Origin of the sequence: Nocardioides immobilis (assembly GCF_003515065.1) — a bacterium.
GTDB lineage: Bacteria > Actinomycetota > Actinomycetes > Propionibacteriales > Nocardioidaceae > Nocardioides > Nocardioides immobilis.
Map to the genome: position 1 here is coordinate 79,924 of NZ_QXGH01000030.1, position 15,978 is coordinate 95,901.

Annotated in this window: 19 protein-coding genes and 1 pseudogene; 10 read left to right on the forward strand and 10 right to left on the reverse strand. The window is 70.3% G+C overall.

Annotation, left to right across the window (positions count from 1 at the left end; genetic code table 11):
* Positions 1–13: 13 nt before the first annotated feature.
* Positions 14–1,117 carry an AmmeMemoRadiSam system radical SAM enzyme gene (amrS, locus tag D0Z08_RS23435; RefSeq protein WP_245994350.1) on the reverse strand — a complete coding sequence of 368 codons (1,104 nt, stop codon included), beginning with the start codon at positions 1,115–1,117 and terminating at the stop codon, positions 14–16.
* A 52-nt stretch (positions 1,118–1,169) separates the two neighbouring features.
* On the opposite strand from amrS, the gene D0Z08_RS23440 reads away from it, so the two are divergent.
* Positions 1,170–1,862, forward strand: a complete 693-nt coding sequence (locus tag D0Z08_RS23440) for an endonuclease V (protein ID WP_118927693.1) — start codon at positions 1,170–1,172, stop codon at positions 1,860–1,862.
* A gap of 58 nt (positions 1,863–1,920) precedes the next feature.
* Positions 1,921–2,604 carry a hypothetical protein gene (locus tag D0Z08_RS32305; protein ID WP_182481452.1) on the forward strand — a complete coding sequence of 228 codons (684 nt, stop codon included), beginning with the start codon at positions 1,921–1,923 and terminating at the stop codon, positions 2,602–2,604.
* Here the strand turns inward: D0Z08_RS32305 and D0Z08_RS23450 are convergent, their stop codons facing one another.
* Positions 2,605–2,808 carry a cold-shock protein gene (locus D0Z08_RS23450; RefSeq protein WP_118927694.1) on the reverse strand — a complete coding sequence of 68 codons (204 nt, stop codon included), beginning with the start codon at positions 2,806–2,808 and terminating at the stop codon, positions 2,605–2,607.
* Positions 2,809–3,002: 194 nt separating this feature from the next.
* Positions 3,003–3,344 (reverse strand): cupin domain-containing protein, encoded by a 342-nt coding sequence (locus D0Z08_RS23455; RefSeq protein ID WP_118927695.1) that lies wholly within the window; start codon positions 3,342–3,344, stop codon positions 3,003–3,005.
* A 92-nt stretch (positions 3,345–3,436) separates the two neighbouring features.
* Between D0Z08_RS23455 and D0Z08_RS23460 the strand changes: the two genes are divergently transcribed.
* The gene (locus D0Z08_RS23460; protein ID WP_118927696.1) at positions 3,437–4,090 is read left to right on the forward strand and encodes a hypothetical protein; all 654 of its coding nucleotides are present in this window, start codon (positions 3,437–3,439) and stop codon (positions 4,088–4,090) included.
* A gap of 17 nt (positions 4,091–4,107) precedes the next feature.
* Here D0Z08_RS23460 and D0Z08_RS23465 read toward each other — a convergent pair.
* Positions 4,108–5,067, reverse strand: a pseudogene (locus D0Z08_RS23465) (acyl-ACP desaturase).
* Positions 5,068–5,160: 93 nt separating this feature from the next.
* Here D0Z08_RS23465 and D0Z08_RS23470 point away from each other — a divergent pair.
* Entirely contained in the window at positions 5,161–5,541 is a 381-nt protein-coding gene (locus tag D0Z08_RS23470; RefSeq protein WP_118927697.1) for a Rieske (2Fe-2S) protein, read from the forward strand.
* 24 nt (positions 5,542–5,565) lie between these two features.
* Here D0Z08_RS23470 and D0Z08_RS23475 read toward each other — a convergent pair whose 3' ends face one another.
* Positions 5,566–6,021: a hypothetical protein gene (locus D0Z08_RS23475; RefSeq protein WP_118927698.1), complete on the reverse strand. Its 456-nt coding sequence runs from the start codon at positions 6,019–6,021 to the stop codon at positions 5,566–5,568.
* Between the two features lie 93 nt (positions 6,022–6,114).
* On the opposite strand from D0Z08_RS23475, the gene D0Z08_RS32715 reads away from it, so the two are divergent.
* Positions 6,115–6,897, forward strand: a complete 783-nt coding sequence (locus D0Z08_RS32715) for a DUF2510 domain-containing protein (protein WP_220454319.1) — start codon at positions 6,115–6,117, stop codon at positions 6,895–6,897.
* Between the two features lie 16 nt (positions 6,898–6,913).
* Here the strand turns inward: D0Z08_RS32715 and D0Z08_RS23485 are convergent, their stop codons facing one another.
* Entirely contained in the window at positions 6,914–7,348 is a 435-nt protein-coding gene (locus D0Z08_RS23485; protein WP_245994352.1) for an MmcQ/YjbR family DNA-binding protein, read from the reverse strand.
* Positions 7,349–7,423: 75 nt separating this feature from the next.
* Here D0Z08_RS23485 and D0Z08_RS23490 point away from each other — a divergent pair, with 75 nt between their 5' ends.
* The gene (locus tag D0Z08_RS23490) at positions 7,424–8,158 is read left to right on the forward strand and encodes a DUF2278 family protein (protein ID WP_118927699.1); all 735 of its coding nucleotides are present in this window, start codon (positions 7,424–7,426) and stop codon (positions 8,156–8,158) included.
* A gap of 52 nt (positions 8,159–8,210) precedes the next feature.
* A complete protein-coding gene (locus tag D0Z08_RS23495) occupies positions 8,211–8,606 on the forward strand; it encodes a hypothetical protein (protein ID WP_118927700.1) in 396 nt (131 codons plus the stop codon).
* A 20-nt stretch (positions 8,607–8,626) separates the two neighbouring features.
* Here D0Z08_RS23495 and D0Z08_RS23500 read toward each other — a convergent pair whose 3' ends face one another.
* Positions 8,627–10,711: a transglycosylase domain-containing protein gene (locus D0Z08_RS23500; protein WP_147381519.1), complete on the reverse strand. Its 2,085-nt coding sequence runs from the start codon at positions 10,709–10,711 to the stop codon at positions 8,627–8,629.
* A 73-nt stretch (positions 10,712–10,784) separates the two neighbouring features.
* Here D0Z08_RS23500 and D0Z08_RS23505 point away from each other — a divergent pair, with 73 nt between their 5' ends.
* Both D0Z08_RS23505 and D0Z08_RS32315 read left to right on the forward strand, forming a co-directional pair.
* A complete protein-coding gene (locus D0Z08_RS23505; RefSeq protein ID WP_118927702.1) occupies positions 10,785–11,183 on the forward strand; it encodes a VOC family protein in 399 nt (132 codons plus the stop codon).
* A gap of 110 nt (positions 11,184–11,293) precedes the next feature.
* Positions 11,294–11,446, forward strand: a complete 153-nt coding sequence (locus D0Z08_RS32315) for a hypothetical protein (protein WP_182481453.1) — start codon at positions 11,294–11,296, stop codon at positions 11,444–11,446.
* Positions 11,447–11,477: 31 nt separating this feature from the next.
* On the opposite strand, the gene D0Z08_RS23510 is transcribed toward D0Z08_RS32315, so the two are convergent.
* Positions 11,478–11,798 (reverse strand): hypothetical protein, encoded by a 321-nt coding sequence (locus D0Z08_RS23510; protein ID WP_118927703.1) that lies wholly within the window; start codon positions 11,796–11,798, stop codon positions 11,478–11,480.
* Positions 11,799–11,964: 166 nt separating this feature from the next.
* Between D0Z08_RS23510 and D0Z08_RS23515 the strand changes: the two genes are divergently transcribed.
* Positions 11,965–14,691, forward strand: coding sequence for an alpha/beta hydrolase (locus D0Z08_RS23515; protein WP_118927704.1), 2,727 nt, complete (start codon positions 11,965–11,967; stop codon positions 14,689–14,691).
* Positions 14,692–14,702: 11 nt separating this feature from the next.
* On the opposite strand, the gene D0Z08_RS23520 is transcribed toward D0Z08_RS23515, so the two are convergent.
* Together D0Z08_RS23520 and D0Z08_RS23525 are read right to left on the reverse strand one after the other, a co-directional pair.
* On the reverse strand, positions 14,703–15,773 hold the full coding sequence (locus D0Z08_RS23520; RefSeq protein ID WP_118927705.1) for a class I SAM-dependent methyltransferase: 1,071 nt from the start codon (positions 15,771–15,773) through the stop codon (positions 14,703–14,705).
* 1 nt (position 15,774) lies between these two features.
* Positions 15,775–15,933, reverse strand: a complete 159-nt coding sequence (locus tag D0Z08_RS23525) for a DUF1059 domain-containing protein (protein ID WP_118927706.1) — start codon at positions 15,931–15,933, stop codon at positions 15,775–15,777.
* Between the last annotated feature and the right edge of the window lie 45 nt (positions 15,934–15,978).

Consider the following 15,978-nt stretch of genomic DNA (forward strand, 5'->3'; position numbering starts at 1 on the left):
GCGCTGACCCAGGTCATCCGCCGACGAACAGCGGCAGCCGGCGCGCGCCCCAGTGGCCGGCGGGACCGTCGTACACCCCGGCGACCGGGGTGCCGCAGTTCATGCAGGCGCCGGCGTCGGTGAGCTCGTAGCGGAGCATCCGGTACCAGTCGCGCACCACCACCGCCCGCCGGCACCCGGGGCAGAACGTGCTGCCCCCGTCGGTGTCGTGAACATTCCCGGTGTAGACGTAGTGCAGCCCGTGTCGCACCGCGGTCTCGCGCGCCCGGGTGAGCGTGGCCGACGGTGTCGCCGGGACATCGGTCATCTTGTAGTCGGGGTGGAACGCGGTGAAGTGGAGCGGCACGTCCGGCCCGAGGTTGTCCAGGATCCACGCGCACTCGGCCTCGATCTCCGCGTCGCAGTCGTTGCGCCCGGGGATCAGCAGGGTGGTGATCTCGAACCAGACGTCGGTCTCGTGGCGCAGGTAGCGCAAGGTGTCGAGCACGTCGGCCAGATGAGCGGCGCAGGTGCGGTGGTAGAACTCCTCGGTGAACGCCTTGAGGTCCACGTTCGCGGCGTCCATGTGCGGGTAGAACGCCTCCCGCGGGCCGGGGTTCATGTAGCCCGCCGTCACGGCGATCGCCTTGATGCCGCGCTCGTGGCAGGCGTCGGCCACATCAGCGGCGTACTCCCAGAAGATCACGGGGTCGTTGTAGGTGAAGGCCACGCTGCGGCAACCAGCGCGCTCCGCGAGCGCCGCCAGTGTCTGGGGTGAGGCGGCGTCGGCGAGCGTGTCGATGTCGCGGGACTTGGAGATGTCCCAGTTCTGGCAGAACTTGCAGGCGAGGTTGCACCCGGCCGTGCCGAACGAGAGCACGGCGCTCCCCGGGAGGAAGTGGTTGAGCGGCTTCTTCTCGACCGGGTCGACGCAGAAGCCGCTGGATCGTCCGTACGACGTCAGCACCACCTGGTCGTCGACGCGGGCCCGGACGAAGCACAGCCCGCGTTGGCCCTCGTGCAACCGGCACGCCCGCGGGCACACGTCGCACTGGATCCGGCCGTCGTCGAGACGGTGCCACCACCTAGTGGGCACCGTGAACGGGTCGTCCAGTGTGAGCTCGAGTTCAGCGGTCACCGGTTTGATCTTCCTCCGTGCATCTCGACGGTACGCCGGTCACGATGGCCGCATGTGGCCGACCCGACCCGAGCAGCTCGTGGAGGTGCAACGCACGATCGCGATGCGGGTGACCGAGCCCTGGGTCCCGGGAGACAGCCCGCCCCGGGTGGCCGCGTGCTGGGTCTGCTTCCCGCGTGGGCTGGCGGGGCCTGGCGCGGCCGGTGACCAGGCATGGGCCGCGGTGGTCGCGATGCAGGGTGGCCGGGTGCTGGAGCGGCACACGACGGTCGGCCGGGCGGGGGCGGCCTACACGCCGGGACTGCTGGCGCTGCGGGTCGGCGCCCTGTTCGAGACGGTGGTCGGGATGCTGGTGGAGCGACCCGACGTGCTGCTCCTGGACGGTACCGGGCGCGATCATCCCCGGCGGTGCGGGCTCGCGGTCCACCTCGGCGCCGTGCTCGACCTGCCGACAGTGGGTGTCACCCACCGCCCGCTGGTGGCCAGCGGCGCTTGGCCGGCCGACGAGGACGGCGCCTCGTCGGCGCTCCGCATCGAGCGACCGGATGGCGAGGAGGTCGGCCGCTGGCTCCGCACCCGCGCCGGGACCCGGCCGGTCGCGGTGCACGCGGGATGGCGCACCCACCCCGCCACCGCAGTCGCCGTCGTGCGCACGACGGTCCGCGGCCGGCGTACTCCCGAACCGCTACGACGCTCCCGTCAACTCGCCCGCCGTGCCCGGGCTGCGGCGACACAGCCGACCTAGTCGGCCAGGAGGTTGATTGCGCCAGCGCGTCGGCGCATGCTCGCAGTAGGAGGTTGCGATGAAGCCCTCAAGCATTCCCGACGGCATCCCGGTTCTGTCCCGTGGCCGGCATCGAACGCCAAGACGCGGCGCGTGCTTCATGGAGTTCGCTTCGGTGCTCGCCGGTGAGCGGTGGAGCGATCACCCCTCCTGCACTCATCCCTTGCTCGCGTATCTGGCGAGGCTGGTGAACGACCACACCAGCGACGACGGACGCCAGAAGCTGGCGCCGCTCATCCCCTCAGTCGTGTGCCGGCGCGGGAACGACCGGACCTGGCTCACGGTCGCGGTTGCGGTAGCGGCACAGACCATCCTCGACGCCCCCGAAGCGACGCAGCGTGCGCTGGCAGCTGGCCTGCTTCAAGCTGAGCGCTTGTGTGCGGATGCCGAGCCCGATCTGGCGGCCACGCGGCGGGAGGCCCAACTCGCGATCGCGATGGTTCCTGGCGCGGTTGCCTGGGTCGATCGACTTGGGATTCGAGGCCGGATCGACGCCCACACCTTCGCCAAGCGTTGCGCACCGACGATGGTGCGATGCGCCGTCGACGGGATCGTGGCGAGCGCCAACTCCGACTGTGACCGAGAGCTGGGCGCTCTACTCGAGGCCGGCATCCGGGCTTGTCCCGCGCCAGACCCGGAGATCGCTGCACCCGCTTTCACGAAGAGCCCCGACCCCGTGTGCGGTCGGGACTCTTCACGGTGATCAGACGACGCGGACGTTCTCCGCCTGCGGACCCTTGGGGCCCTGGGCGAGGTCGAACTCGACCTTCTGGTTCTCGTCGAGCGACTTGTAGCCGCCGGACTGGATGGCGGAGAAGTGGACGAACACGTCCTCGCCGCCACCATCCTGCGCAATGAAGCCGAAGCCCTTGTCGGCGTTGAACCACTTGACGGTGCCCTGAGCCATGATCTGTTCCCTTGTTCGGTGCCGAGAGCAAGGTGCCCTCAAGCTGCTGAAGACATCCACCTGTACTGATGCCCAGCGAACCGAAGACCAGGAGTACGAGATACAAGCCGCGACATCGTGTGCGGCCAGGACGGCCGGTAGAGCCATCCCTTCAACAGGTCCACCATAGGGCACCGGCTGCGTGGTGTGCCGTGTCAGGCCGGTTTGCCCCGAACAGCGGCCGTCAGCAGGACCACGGTGTCCTCGAGCGCCTCGAAGGAGTCCCACTGGAGCGGGATCACGACGTAGTCGCCCTCAGCCAGCTCCACGGTGTCGGAGCCCGCGACGACCCGCGCGCGGCCGCGAATCAGCTGGAGCGTCACCTCGCCGGTGTTCTCGTGCTCGTCGAGCGCGTGACCGGCTGCCACCGCGATCAACGTCTGGCGCAGCGAGTGGATGTGTCCGCCATGGATGGTGACGGCGCACCGGCCGCTCGAGGCGGACCGAGCCTCCGCCGACAACCTCTCGCCAAGCGCGCCGAGCGCGACGGTCTCCATAGCAGTTCCCTTTCGACCCCCTCACCGTAGCGTGTGGACTCTGCGGCGGCCTCGCACTTGACCTGCCCTTCCCGCGGTCCAACGCTAGGGGTATGACCGGTCACCCGGCTCGCGACGACTCTCGGCTGCTCACGATCGGCGGGGTTGACCTGCTGCGGGTGCAGGTCGGCTACCGGCGCAGACCGGGCGAGTCGGCGTACCAGCAGTCGCTGCTGGACCTGCCGGTCCACGACGAGGACGAGCATGCGTTCGAGGACGACCGGGTCCTCTCCATCCTGGAGCCGGTGCTGGATGCAGGTGCCGACGCGCCGCGCGACTACGCCCTGCACCAACACCGCAGGCACAGCAGCTGGGGGATCAGTCCGAGCGAGCTGCAGATCGGCCTCGAGATCATCACCGGGGCCATGACCTCGGAGGTCCTGACGGCAGCGGACGACGCCGTGACCCGTGCGTTCCGCGACCTGGTCGTGCTGACCGGACGACCCGAGTCGGAGCCGTTGTCCCGGGACGACGCGCTCCTCCGCGCGCGTCACAGCGCTGCGGCGGCGTTCGAGGTGGACAGCGACTCGCTGTGGCCCGCCACCGAGGAGCACCATCCCGGCGACGGCTCCTGGACGGTCGGCCTGCGCACCAACGACGGTCAGCAGTACGACGTACGCATCGGCTTCGTCGACGGGTACGCCGGGTCGGCCCGTGTCGTCCACGCCCGGCCGGTCGAGGTGTCCGACTCGATCGGCTCCGCGTAGCTACCGGGTCGGGAGGTTCAGGAGGCGACGTCGGGTGTCTCGTCGCTGTCGGACCGGGCGGCGGCGCGGGCACGGTTCTCCGCGCGGCGCTCCACGAACCGGGACGCCTGGGTGTCCAGGCCCTCGAGGAAGGTGGCGAGCTCGTCCCGGGCCCGCTCGCCGTCTCCGCCGAGGTCGGTGCGCTCGAAGACGTCCCAGTGCCGCAGGATCGGCATGATCACGTCGTCGTGGTGCAGCCTCAGGTCGTAGATGCCAGCCTTGGCGATGATCATCGAGTTGCGACGGAAGCCGGCCATCGTGGCGCCCGGCATCTCGAAGCCGATGACCTCGCCGGCGATCGCGCGCATGGTCTCGTCGGGAGCGATCTCCAACGCGGCCGCCACGATGTTGCGGTAGAAGACCATGTGCAGGTTCTCGTCCTTGGAGATCCGGGCGAGCATCCGGTCGGCGACGGGGTCGTTGGTGACCTTGCCGGTGTTGCGGTGCGAGACGCGGGTGGCGAGCTCCTGGAAGGACACGTACGTCACCGCCTCCAGTGGTGTCTTGTCCCCGGAGTCGTAGCCGGACGTCATTTAGTCCATCCGGGCGCGCTCGAGCTCGACCGGATCCACCCCTCGGGTCACGACCAGGTAGTCGCGCATGGCGATGCCGTGGCGGTTCTCCTCGGCGGTCCAGCGCCCGACCCAGGTGCCCCAGGCGCCGTCGCGCCCGAACCTGGTGGCGATCTCGCGGTGGTACGACGGCAGGTTGTCCTCGGTCAGCAGGTTGGTGATCATCGCTGCCTTGGCGGTCTCGGACAGCCGTGACTGCTCGGGAGACCAGTCCTCACCGCCCAGCAGCGCGAAGTCGCGGCCCTCGCTCCACGGGATGTAGTCGTGGGGATGCCACTCCTGCGCCATGCCGAGGTGGCGGTCGAGGTTCTCGGCCACGACCGGCTCCAGCGCCTCCAGCAGATGGTTCGTATTACTCACGAGCACTCCCTCGTTCGGCTGCCAGTGAGCGTACGCCTCCGATCGTCAGCGTGATGTGCTGGTAAAACGGACCCAGGGCCTCGAGCGAGGAGACGTGACATGGCAGGTCGGGTCAGAATCGGAAGTGTCGCGGACTTCGCCGACGGAGAGCTGCACACCGTGGACGCTGCGGGCACGTCCGTCGTCGTAGGTCTGTCCGGGGACTCCTTGTGCGCCGCACGCAATCGTTGTCCTCACCTGGGCCTCTCCCTCACCAAAGGGCCGGGTGGTCTCAGGTACTCCGAGGGCCAGGTTGTCTGCCCTTGGCACAACTCCCGGTTCGACCTGGAGTCGGGCGAGAATCTCGACTGGGCGCCAGGGTTCGCCGGTCGGGACATGCCGCGGTGGTCCCGCAAGATGATCGCGCTCGGCAGGAAGCCATCGCCTTTGACGACGTACGCCGTCACGATCGAGGGCGAAGACGTCTATGTCGACCTCTGATTTGTCAGGTCTCCACGCACGCGCTCAGGGGTGACTCGTGATGGGGCTCAGCAGGCAATCGACGGCCCCGCCCAGGTCGGTGCATTCGTCGCCCGGCTGACTCGGGGGGTCGCTCGGGGTCGGCCTGGGCCCGTCCGAGTCCGGCGGATCCGACGGGCTCGGACCGGGAGAGGTGGGGTCCGGGCTCGGCTCGCCCGGTGTGCTGGGGGCATCGTCCGTCGGTTCGGCAGCGTCCGTGCTGGGCTCCGTGCTCGGCTCCTGGGTCGGATCCGCGTCGCGGGTGCGTCGTTGGCGCGCCTTCTCGACGACGATCGCGTTCCGGATGTCGTACGCCGGCGAATCTTCGGGCGACTCGGGACTGGTCACCTTCTCGCGCGACGGCGCGGAGTCACTGAGCTCCGCGAGGCCCAGTGCCCAGGCGCCCACGAGGAAGGCGATGACGGCGACGACACCGCCGCGTAGCAACCAGATCCTGCTCATGAGCGCACTCCCGTGTCCCGAGTTCAGGGCACGATCGTACGGCGTCCCGCTCGGTGCTCGTCCAGCGCATGCTCCAGGTGGTGCAATGGGCGGGTGAACGCCGTACCAGCCGGCTGGTACGCCGATCCGGAGCATCCGGCGCGGCGGCGCTACTGGGACGGGGCGCGGTGGACGGAGCACGTCCAGGAGCCGCCCGCGCAACCCGCTGGCTGGTACCCGGATCCCGGGGTCGAGGGGCAGCTGCGCTACTGGGACGGGACGGCATGGACCGACCACGTGGAGCTCATCCCGCTCTTCGACGGCGAGGTGCCGCTCCCGATCGGCATCCGTGGCAAGAAGCAGCACCTGCGCGTGACGACGGAGGGGCTCCACTGGGGTGACCTGTACATCGGCTGGGACGAGGTCTCCTTCTTCACCCAGCTGGTGAACGTGCAGACCGGCGCGGAGGTGCAGTACACGATCCGGCTGGTCCACGGCGACCTGGAGACCGCACTGCTGTTCGGCTACGGCACGAGGCCGGACCGCGCCTCTCGGCAGGCGTACGCCGTGATCATCGACCAGCTCCGACGGACGCTCGGAACGAGGGTGATCGGCGGTCTCCTCGAGATGGTGGATCGCAGGGAGCCCATCCGCACCGCCGGCCTGATCTTCTCCCCCGATGGCTTCGGCAAGGAGGAGACCGGCGAGCTGGTCCCGTGGTCCCAGTTCGCCGGCCTCGAGGTGAACAATTACGAGGGCATCTGGATCCGCCTCTTCCGCACGAAGGGCGACAAGCGCAAGCCGGCCGCGCGCATCAAGGTCACCCAGCTCCACTCCTGGGCCATCCCGCCCGTGGTCGAGGCCCACGCCCGCCGCTACGCCGCCGGCGGACGCTGACCGACGACCGCCCCGGCTACGAGCCGCCGTCCGGCAGGTGCGCCGAGAGCCAGGCCGCTTGTCGCCGCGGTGACGCCCGTGAGAGCCACGCCTCCTGGACGACCTCGGCGAGCTCGTCGTAGCTGATCTCCCCGAGGTGCCGGGCTCGGATCAGCACCGACAGGTGACCGTCGAAGTGCGGAGTGGTGAAGAACGGCGACGACTCGTCCTGGACGAGGGCGAGCTTGTCGCCCTCGCTGGGGACCCAGAGGACGATGACGTCGTCGTACCTCTCGCCCGTGTCCGGGTCGAACGCGTCAGGGCGCGGGTTCCGGAAGAAGACGAACGACTTGCCGCCCACCTGGTACACCGGCCGGTTCTGGGTGCCCGGGTAGACGGTGACATGGGGCATCCCGAGCGCGAGGTCGTGCACGTCCTCGACCCGCGCCGGCCGCGTCTCCCTTCTCGTCACGACCTCAGGCTAGGTGCCCAGGTATCACGGCGCCCGGGGTAGCGCTCCTCCTTGCGGAGGCAGGAAGGTGATGGCATGCCACTCGACCATGGGTACGGCGTCGCGATCGGCACGTTCGTATCGTTCACGCGTGAAGACCCGACCAGCTTCGGGACCTGGTACCACGGCAAGCTCCACATCGACACGCCTGCCGGCGAGTACGAGTCCGCGCTGGACGTCGACACCCCCAGCGGGGTTGGCGTGAGCTACCGCGTGGTCGACGACCTGACCGTCCAGGACATCCCTGTCCTGGCGGCTCTGGCCAACGGCTTCACGTCGCTCGCGAGCACGGACGCCTCCGGTGCGCTCGACTACGTGCGCAGCCCGATCCTCCGCGACGGGTGGGTGGTGCGTCAGCTGCGATGGCGGCTCGGCGTGCTCAGGGCCCGTCGGCACGACCAGCCGTGGGGACCGACGCCGCTCGACCTCGCGGTCGACCGACTCCACCGCTGGTTGCACCGGCTGTGGTGGTGGCGCTGGCGGTCGTTCCCCTGGGTCAGCAGCGACGGCGACAACGCGCTGGACGTCCTCGAGGCCCTGCTTCCGACCGCGTCGCGCATCTACATCTTCGGCGAGCCGTTCACGACCGGCCTCGGCGTGCACAACGTGCACCAGAACCAGGGAGATCCGCCCGGACCGCACCAGGCCGAGAACGGGATCTGGCAGGACGGCGCGGTCCTCGTCGAGCGCGCCGACGGGTCTGTCGCGATCTGGCAGGTCAAGTTCAACACCCAGTCGCTCCACACCGGGGTCGACGGCCTGCCCCTCTGACGGTCGACGGCCACCATGCCACCTTCGTGGCGGGTCACGTCATGCTGGTGCCATGCGGTTCACCGAGCACGAGCTCACTGCGGGGCTGACGGGGGCAGCGAAGTCCGTCGTGGCGGCACGCAAGGGCTTCCGGAAGGGCGGCGTCGACATCGACGCGGCCTGGGAGGCCATGGGCCGATACGAGAGGTTCCAGGTTCTCGACGCCCTTGGTCGCCAGATCCTGCCGGTGATGGTCGCCCTGCCGGACGTCGAGGTCGCGCCGGGTACTCGTCCGTCGTACACGACCGAGCAGGTGCGTGAGGTGGTTGCCGGCCTGGTCGAGGACGACATCGGCAGGCTGAGGCGCGCCGTCGTGGTCAAGGCGCGCACCGCCCTGGCGCTGACGGCGCTCGCGCACGTGCCGCCGCGGCTCGACCCCGACGCCCTCGGCATCCCGGACGACGTCTAGCCCCGTCGCCCGACCGCGGCTCACCGGACGCCGCGCGTGTACCGAGGTTCGGGCGGGGTGAAGACGGCGTCGGGCAGCCGTTCCTGGACCCCCTTCATCGCATCGCCCCAGATCGGCCCGGCGTGGGTGCTTCCGAACGCGGCCGGCACGTACTCGCCGCCGATGACCTGACGGTTCAGGGTCCTCCAGCCCCCACTCTCGTTGACGCCGGCGAGCACTGCAGCGGTGGCCAGGTTCGGGGTGTAGCCGACGAACCACACCGACCGGTTCTGCTGGCTGGTTCCGGTCTTGGCGGCCGACTGCTGGGCCAGGGTCAGGCCTGCCGAGTGGCCGAACCCACCCGGCTGCTGCACCCCGCGCAGGACGTCGCTGACCACGTCCGCGACCGCCCGTGGCAGCACCTGGCGGCAGTGGGTCGCATACTCGCGGAGTCGGTCGCCCTCGACGTCGATGACCTGCGTGATCGGCCGCGCGGTGCAGTGGCGCCCGCGAGCCGCGAAGGTGGCGTAGGCCTCGGCCATGGTGAGGGGACTGACGTCCACGACCCCGAGCGTGAAGGACGGCACCTGCTGGGAGGCCGGGTCGGTGAGGGGAATGCCCATCTTCCGGGCGAGGCGGTAGGGCTCGCAGAGCCCGGTCCGCACCTCCAGCTGCGCGTAGAAGGTGTTCACCGACTCCTGGGTGCCGGTGTAGAGGTTGAACACCCCCGAGTCGGTGGAGTTCCCCGGTGACCAGACCTCGTCGCTGCGCGGGTAGCCGTCGCAGGTGCGGTAGCGGCTGACGGGGATCGAGATCTGCGGGGGCGCGTGGATCCTGGTCTGCAACGGGATCCCCTGCCTGACCGCAGCCGCCAGCACGAAGACCTTGAACGTCGAGCCGGCGTGGAAGCCGTTGGCGTCGCCGTACTCCTCGGGAACGGCGTAGTTGATGTAGGTCTCCCCCGCCTTCGCGTCCCTGCCCATCGGTCGGGACTGCGCGACAGCCATCACGTCACCGGTGCCGGGCTCGAGCATGGCCAGCGCGCCGACCGCGCCGTCCGTGGGGAAGACGTGGCTCCGTGCCGCACTGTCGGCCGCGCGTTGGAACCGCACGTCGAGCGTGGTGTGGACGGTGAGCCCGCCGGTGCGGATCAGGTCCTCGCGCTCGGCGACGGTGCTGCCCAGGGCCCGGTCGCGGAGCAGGAACGCGCGCACGTACTCACAGAAGTACGGCGCAGCCGACCGCACGCATCCGTTCGGCACCGGCGTGACCCTGAGCCCGAGTCCGCGTGACTTGATCCGCTCCACCCGGGCCGGCTTGATCATGCTCAGCTCGGCCATCCGGTCGAGCACCAGGTTGCGGCGGGTCCAGGCCTGGGCGGGAGCGTCGAGCGGGTCGTACAGGGTCGGAAACTTCGCCAGGCCGGCGATCAGGGCTGCCTGGCGGATGGACAGGTCCGAGGCCGACCGGGAGAAGTAGCGCTCGGCCGCAGCCTCCACGCCGTACGCGCTGGCTCCGAAGTAGGCGGTGTTGAGGTAGCGCTCCAGGATCCAGTCCTTGCTGTAGGTCCGCTCCAGGTAGACGGCGAACCGCAGCTCCCGGACCTTGCGTGAGTACGTCGGCGCCGTCGCCTCCTCGCGTTCGCGCTCGGCATCGGCTTGCTCGACGAGCGTCATCTTCACCAGCTGCTGGGTGATCGAGGAGCCACCCTGCACCACGTCCGCGCTCAGCGTGTTCGTCAGCAGCGCGCGCGCCGTACCTTGGAGATCGACACCGCCGTGCTCGTAGAAGCGGCTGTCCTCGATCGCCAGCACGGCGTTCACCAGCGTCGGGTCGATCTCGTCCAGACTGACCACGACCCGGTTGCGGTCGTAGAAGGTGGCGACCAGCTGCCCATCGCGGTCCAGGACCCTGCTGCGCTGCGCCAGCGGCTCGATGGCCAGCTCGACGGGCAACCCGTCCGTCTGATCCACCACCGCGTCGAGGGCCACCCGCGTGAGCCACACGAAGGGCATCGCCATGCCCGCGACGATCAGTCCGATCGTCGCCGCCACCGCCAGCATCGAGGTCAGCTGACGTGTGGCGCGTCGGTCGTCCGCACGGCCCCCGCCGACGGATGAGCTCACATCTATTTTTTACCCAAAGATCCCCGGAACAACGGCGACGCGGACAGCGCCGACGCATGAGAGTGTGGCGAACATGGGCTTGGGCAACCATCAACTCAGACCATCGATCGCGGTCTCGGACATCCAGCAAGCCGTCGCGTTCTACGAAGGCAGACTCGGCCTGGAGCCGGTCGAGTCCGGCCCCAGTGCCCACATCGCCGACGGCAGCCGGGTCTACGCCTCTGGTGGCGGACCAGCGCTGAACGTCTACCAGTCGGAGACCGCCGGCAAGTCACCGGCAACGCTGGCGACCTGGTACGTCGACGACATCGACCAGGTCGTCGACGAGCTCACGGCGGCGGGCGTGGAGCTCACGCGGTACGACGAGTTCGAGCACGACGCCAACGGGATCGTGCCTCGCGCCGGCGGCGGGCGCATCGCCTGGTTCCAGGACCCGGACGGCAATACCTTCGCGATCGAGGCCGACGTCTGAGCGCCGAGATCGATTGATCTCGAAATTTTCTCCCGAGGTGTGTCGAAATCGGCGACTCCTCTTCGTGGACAGAGTGAGGCACCACCCACCCACGACGAGGAGGCAGGACCATGTGGAACACCGACCAGACCAGCCAGCAGCACCTCTCCCACGACCTGCCGTGCTCCGGGTGCGGCCACGCCGTGCACACCTACCTGCCGTGCAGCGACACCTGCGCGTGCACCGTCACGTCGCTGCCGGGCATGCTCCCGCTGGCAGCCTGAGCGCCGACGGTTCTCCGACGAGTCGGTCGACTCAGACCGGCGCCGGTCGCGTCCCGAGGCCGCAGGCGAGCGCCCACTCGGCCGCCCGCTCGGCGAAGACGGCGTGCGCGGCCAGGAGCGCCCGCTGCGCCGAGGTGCCGACGGTCGGTATCGCGGCGACGGCCGCCGCGCGCTGACGCAGCTCGAACAGCTGACGGGGCGAACCCTCGGGCAGCAGCTCGAGAGCGATCCTCAGGTCGATGGCGGCGGTGAGAAGGCGCTCGGTCACGACCGGGTCGGTGGTCTTCGCGGCCACGCGCTCCACCGATCGCGCGTACGACCGCGTCGCGGTGGCGATGTGCATGGTGCTCATCCGGCGCTCCTCTCGAGCCTTCATGATACGTCTCAGCGTTCGCGGCGGTCACGATGTTCCTTCCGGGCCGCGCGACGGCTTGTGAGGTCGGCCACCAGCTCGGCCACCAGCAAAGTCCTTCCGCCCCATCGGCAACCAACCGCCCCGCGGGAGCGTCTTGATAGATGTGCAGCAGCCACGCCCTCGCGCGCCCCGAGTCCGCCTTACCGTCGTCACCCTGACCGTCTGCGCCACCACCGCGCTGACGGCGACCCTGGCCGGCTCCCCCGGCCCGGCTGACGCGGCGCCGCAGGCGGTCACGACCGGCGCGCCGGACGACGCCGGCTGGCGGGTCGTCGACGTCGGCAACGGCAGCTACCAGGTCTCGTGGACCTCGCCGCGGGACCTGCCGGTCGGCTCCGACCGACCCACGATCACCGGCGAGGGGCTGTCGTTCGGCGCGCCCACGATCGCGGCGGACGGCCGGACGGTCACCGCCGTCGTCACCAGTGACAGCGCACCGCTGCCGAGCGAGCTCGACGTGGTGCTCTCGGGCGACCGGCTCGACGAGCCGGGCTTCGACCCCGCCGCCGGCACCGCACCCGTGGACCCGCCTCGGCGGATCACGACCGAGCTCGACGCACGGGACCCGGGCGCTCGCGGTCCGTACGAGACCGTCATCAGCGACTACGACTGGGAACGCATCGAGCTCCCCGGCATGCGCGAGCCGATCGAGATGGTCGGTCACGTGGTCGAGCCTGCTCCCGGGGAGGACACCGGTCCGCGCCCGCTGGTGCTGTTCATGCACGGGCGGCACAGCGTCTGCTACTACCCCGACGGCGTGGACCGCGGCGGCGACGGCGAGTGGCCCTGCCAGGCGCCGGCTGCCGAGATCCCCAGCCACCTGGGCTACCACTACCTCCAGCGGCTGCTGGCCTCCCATGGCTACGCGACCGTCTCGGTCCGGGTCAACGGCATCAACGCCCAGGACTGGAAGCTGCCCGACGGTGGCGCCGACGCCCGCGCGGCGATCGTCCAGGAGCACCTCGACCGCTGGGTCGACCTCGCCGCCGAGCACCAGGTCGACCTGGACCAGGTCGTGCTCGTCGGGCACAGCCGGGGTGGCGAGGGTGTCGATCGCGCCTCGATCCAGATCCGCCCGTCGGCGCCGTACCGGATCGCCGGGCAGGTGCTGCTCGCCCCTACCGACTTCGCGTGGCACACCGCGCCGTACGTCCCGACCGTGACGGTGCTCCCCTACTGCGACGGCGACGTCTACGACCTCCAGGGCCAGCGCTTCACCGACGTCGGCCGCGACCTCGCGCCCGGCGACAAGTCCCTGAAGAGCTCGGTGCTGGCGATGGGCACCAACCACAACTTCTTCAACACCGAGTGGACGCCGTCCATCGCGGTGGCACCCTCATGGGACGACTGGGGCGGCGACCCGGACGAGGCGTGCGGCCGTCGCGACCCGGGCCGGCTCCTGCCCAGCGAGCAGCGCGACGTCGGCAAGGCGTACGTCGCCGGCGCGGTCCACCTGTTCACCGGGGACGCGGAGTACGCGCCCCTGTACGACGGCTCGCCCGTCACCGTGCCGTCGATCGGCGACGCGGACGTGCTGAGCCACGCCATCGGCGGGGGCCGGGCGATCCGCCGACCCGGTAGCGACGCGCAGCCCACCATCGTCACCGGCCACGCCGACGCCCGGCTCTGCGCGGGCATCGCGTCCTCGAGCGGGTCGTTCGCGTTCTGCGGTCGGCGCGTCGACGACCTGGTGACCCCGCACTGGGTCTCGGGCGGCGAGCAGGCGCCGTCGCGGCGGTTCCTCGAGTTCTCGTGGCAGGAGGCAGGAGCGTCTGGGGGGCTCCGCTTCTCCGCGCCGCTCGACCTGACGACCGACCGGCTCGAGCTGCGCACCATCCTCGACCCGGCGTACGACGCCCCCGACCTGCAGGTGCGGATCTCTGACTCGGCCGGCGGGTCGGCCGTGCTCGACCCGGTGCCGGGCACCGAGCCCCCCGCGCTCCCTGTGGTCCCGTGGGCGACGAAGCTGTGGGCCTCCGCGGTCGTCGTCGACGCGAGCGACGCAACCGGGGTCGACCTCACCGACGTCACGGCGGTCGAGCTCGTCACCGAGACGGCCGAGGGCAGGATCTGGCTGGCCGACGTCGCAGCGGCGCCCACGACGCCCGCATCCCAGCAGACCCAGCGGCTCGCGCAGGTGCGCATCGGCACGGTCGAGGTGGACGAGGGCTCGGGTGGGGTGAAGCTCGCGCGCGTTCCGTTCACGATCGTCGGTGAGGTGACCCGCCCGTCCCGCTTCGTCGCCTTCACCGCCGGCCAGGAGCGGGGGCAGGTCCAGCGGCTCGTCATCGACGTCGCGCCCGGCCAGAGGACGGGATCGATCCCGGTCGAGTACGAGGCCGACGACGTCTTCGGCTACGACCAGCAGACCCAGATCGCCCTCTGGCCCCTGTACGGCGTCGTCACCGACGACTACCTCGGCGAGCTGGTGGTGCTCGACGATGACCCGCCGCCGACCGTCGACGTCGCGGTCACGCGGACCGTGCGCGAGGGCCAGCGGATCGAGTTCAAGGTCACCGTCGACGGCGAACGCGCGATCGACCTGTACGCCTGGGGCCAGGCCGTGCGCGGACGGGGCGAGAACCTCCGCGGCACCGACGTCCCCGCCGCGTGGCTGGAGCACCACGGAGACACGTCCCACCCGCGCCGCCCGCTGTGGCGCAGCCACGCCGGGGTCTTCGGCGAGATCCCGCCAGGGCGGGAGACGCTCACGCTCTCGATCCCGGTCCGCAGGGACCACGTGCGGGAGGGGACCGAGTTCCTCTACGTGCGGTTCGAGGTCGGGGACGAGCGGGCGCGGTACCGGATCAGGGTCCGCGACGCCGGCTGACCGACCGCCGGTCAGGGCCTGATCTCGTAGAGGATGTTGAACGGGTTCTCCATGGGCACCCGGCGCACGGACGAGAATCCGGCTTCCGCGCACATCCTGCGTGCCACGTCCTCGTTGAACCCGACCGTGCCCAGACCCTCGCCACCGCCGGCCAGCGAGGTCGTCATGCAGTACATGACGCTGCAGCCGTGGAAGAGCGCGCCCAGCGGTCCGACGTTCTCCTCCAGCCGGTGCGAGGCGTTGATGTCGAGGCACACGTACGCCCCGCCCGGTCGCAGCGCGGCCCGGATCTGGCGCAGCAGGCCGGCCGGGTCCACTGCGTCGTGCACGACGTCGAAGGTGAAGATCACGTCGTACTCGCCCGGGATCTCGGTCGCGGCGTCGGCGTGCACGATGGTCACCCGGTCACTGAGCCCCGCCGCCTCGACGTTGGCCCGCGCTGCGTCGATGGTGCCCTGGAACGCGTCGATCCCGACGAAGGTCGATTCCGGGTAGGCGCGCGCGAGCTTGATCAGGCCGCGACCCCGCCCACAGCCGACATCGGCGACCGAGGCGCCGGCTCGCAGGGCGGTATCCACGTCCGGGAGTGCCGGCATCCACTCCGGGATCAGGTGGTTCTCGAACCAGCCGGCAGTGAATCGCTCCATCCCGTCCCACATGTCCGGGTGGTATGCCTCCTGCTTCACGCCTCCCCCGGTCCGGAAGACCTCCAGCAGCTCGTCGTGGACGCTCGCCATCCCGCGCAGCATCTGGAACGTGCCCCCGAAGAACACCGGTCCACCCTCGTCGGCGAGCACGGGAACGTGCTCCAGCGGGAGGGTCCACCGGCCGGCCTCCGGGGCGTACTCCAGGTAGCCGGCCGTCGCCATGCCGCCGAGCCACTCACGGGCGTAGCGCTCGACGATGTCGGCACGCTCCGCGAGCTCGCCACTCGTCAGCGGCCCGTGGTCGGCCAGCACTCGCCACAGTCCGAGCCGGTCCCCGATGCCGGCCAGGATCGTCGTGGAGAACCCGCTGGTGTCCGTCAGCGCCTTGCCGACGAACTCCTCGGCCCGGGCGTCGTCGAAGTCGGTGGTGGTCATCTCAGACCGCCCGGGCCTGGCTGAGCAGCTCGTCCCGGCTCACCTTGCCGACGAGGTCGGGGTGCGCCTCGCGGAGGTGCGCCTCGGCGTTGGCCAGCAGCTCGTCGTGGGTCTCTCCGCGAACGGTCACACCGTCGGGGCAGTTGATGATGTACGACATGGCTTCCTCCTTGGATACTGGGAGCCGATTGCTCCCTCGCCGGCA

Coding starts and splice junctions, on each gene's coding strand:
- D0Z08_RS23440 (WP_118927693.1), top strand. CDS start 1,170: ATGTGGCCGACCCGACCCGAGCAGCTCGTGGAGGTGCAACGCACGATC.
- D0Z08_RS32305 (WP_182481452.1), top strand. CDS start 1,921: ATGAAGCCCTCAAGCATTCCCGACGGCATCCCGGTTCTGTCCCGTGGC.
- D0Z08_RS23450 (WP_118927694.1), bottom strand. CDS start 2,808: ATGGCTCAGGGCACCGTCAAGTGGTTCAACGCCGACAAGGGCTTCGGC.
- D0Z08_RS23455 (WP_118927695.1), bottom strand. CDS start 3,344: ATGGAGACCGTCGCGCTCGGCGCGCTTGGCGAGAGGTTGTCGGCGGAG.
- D0Z08_RS23460 (WP_118927696.1), top strand. CDS start 3,437: ATGACCGGTCACCCGGCTCGCGACGACTCTCGGCTGCTCACGATCGGC.
- D0Z08_RS23470 (WP_118927697.1), top strand. CDS start 5,161: ATGGCAGGTCGGGTCAGAATCGGAAGTGTCGCGGACTTCGCCGACGGA.
- D0Z08_RS23475 (WP_118927698.1), bottom strand. CDS start 6,021: ATGAGCAGGATCTGGTTGCTACGCGGCGGTGTCGTCGCCGTCATCGCC.
- D0Z08_RS23490 (WP_118927699.1), top strand. CDS start 7,424: ATGCCACTCGACCATGGGTACGGCGTCGCGATCGGCACGTTCGTATCG.
- D0Z08_RS23495 (WP_118927700.1), top strand. CDS start 8,211: ATGCGGTTCACCGAGCACGAGCTCACTGCGGGGCTGACGGGGGCAGCG.
- D0Z08_RS23505 (WP_118927702.1), top strand. CDS start 10,785: ATGGGCTTGGGCAACCATCAACTCAGACCATCGATCGCGGTCTCGGAC.
- D0Z08_RS32315 (WP_182481453.1), top strand. CDS start 11,294: ATGTGGAACACCGACCAGACCAGCCAGCAGCACCTCTCCCACGACCTG.
- D0Z08_RS23510 (WP_118927703.1), bottom strand. CDS start 11,798: ATGAGCACCATGCACATCGCCACCGCGACGCGGTCGTACGCGCGATCG.
- D0Z08_RS23520 (WP_118927705.1), bottom strand. CDS start 15,773: ATGACCACCACCGACTTCGACGACGCCCGGGCCGAGGAGTTCGTCGGC.
- D0Z08_RS23525 (WP_118927706.1), bottom strand. CDS start 15,933: ATGTCGTACATCATCAACTGCCCCGACGGTGTGACCGTTCGCGGAGAG.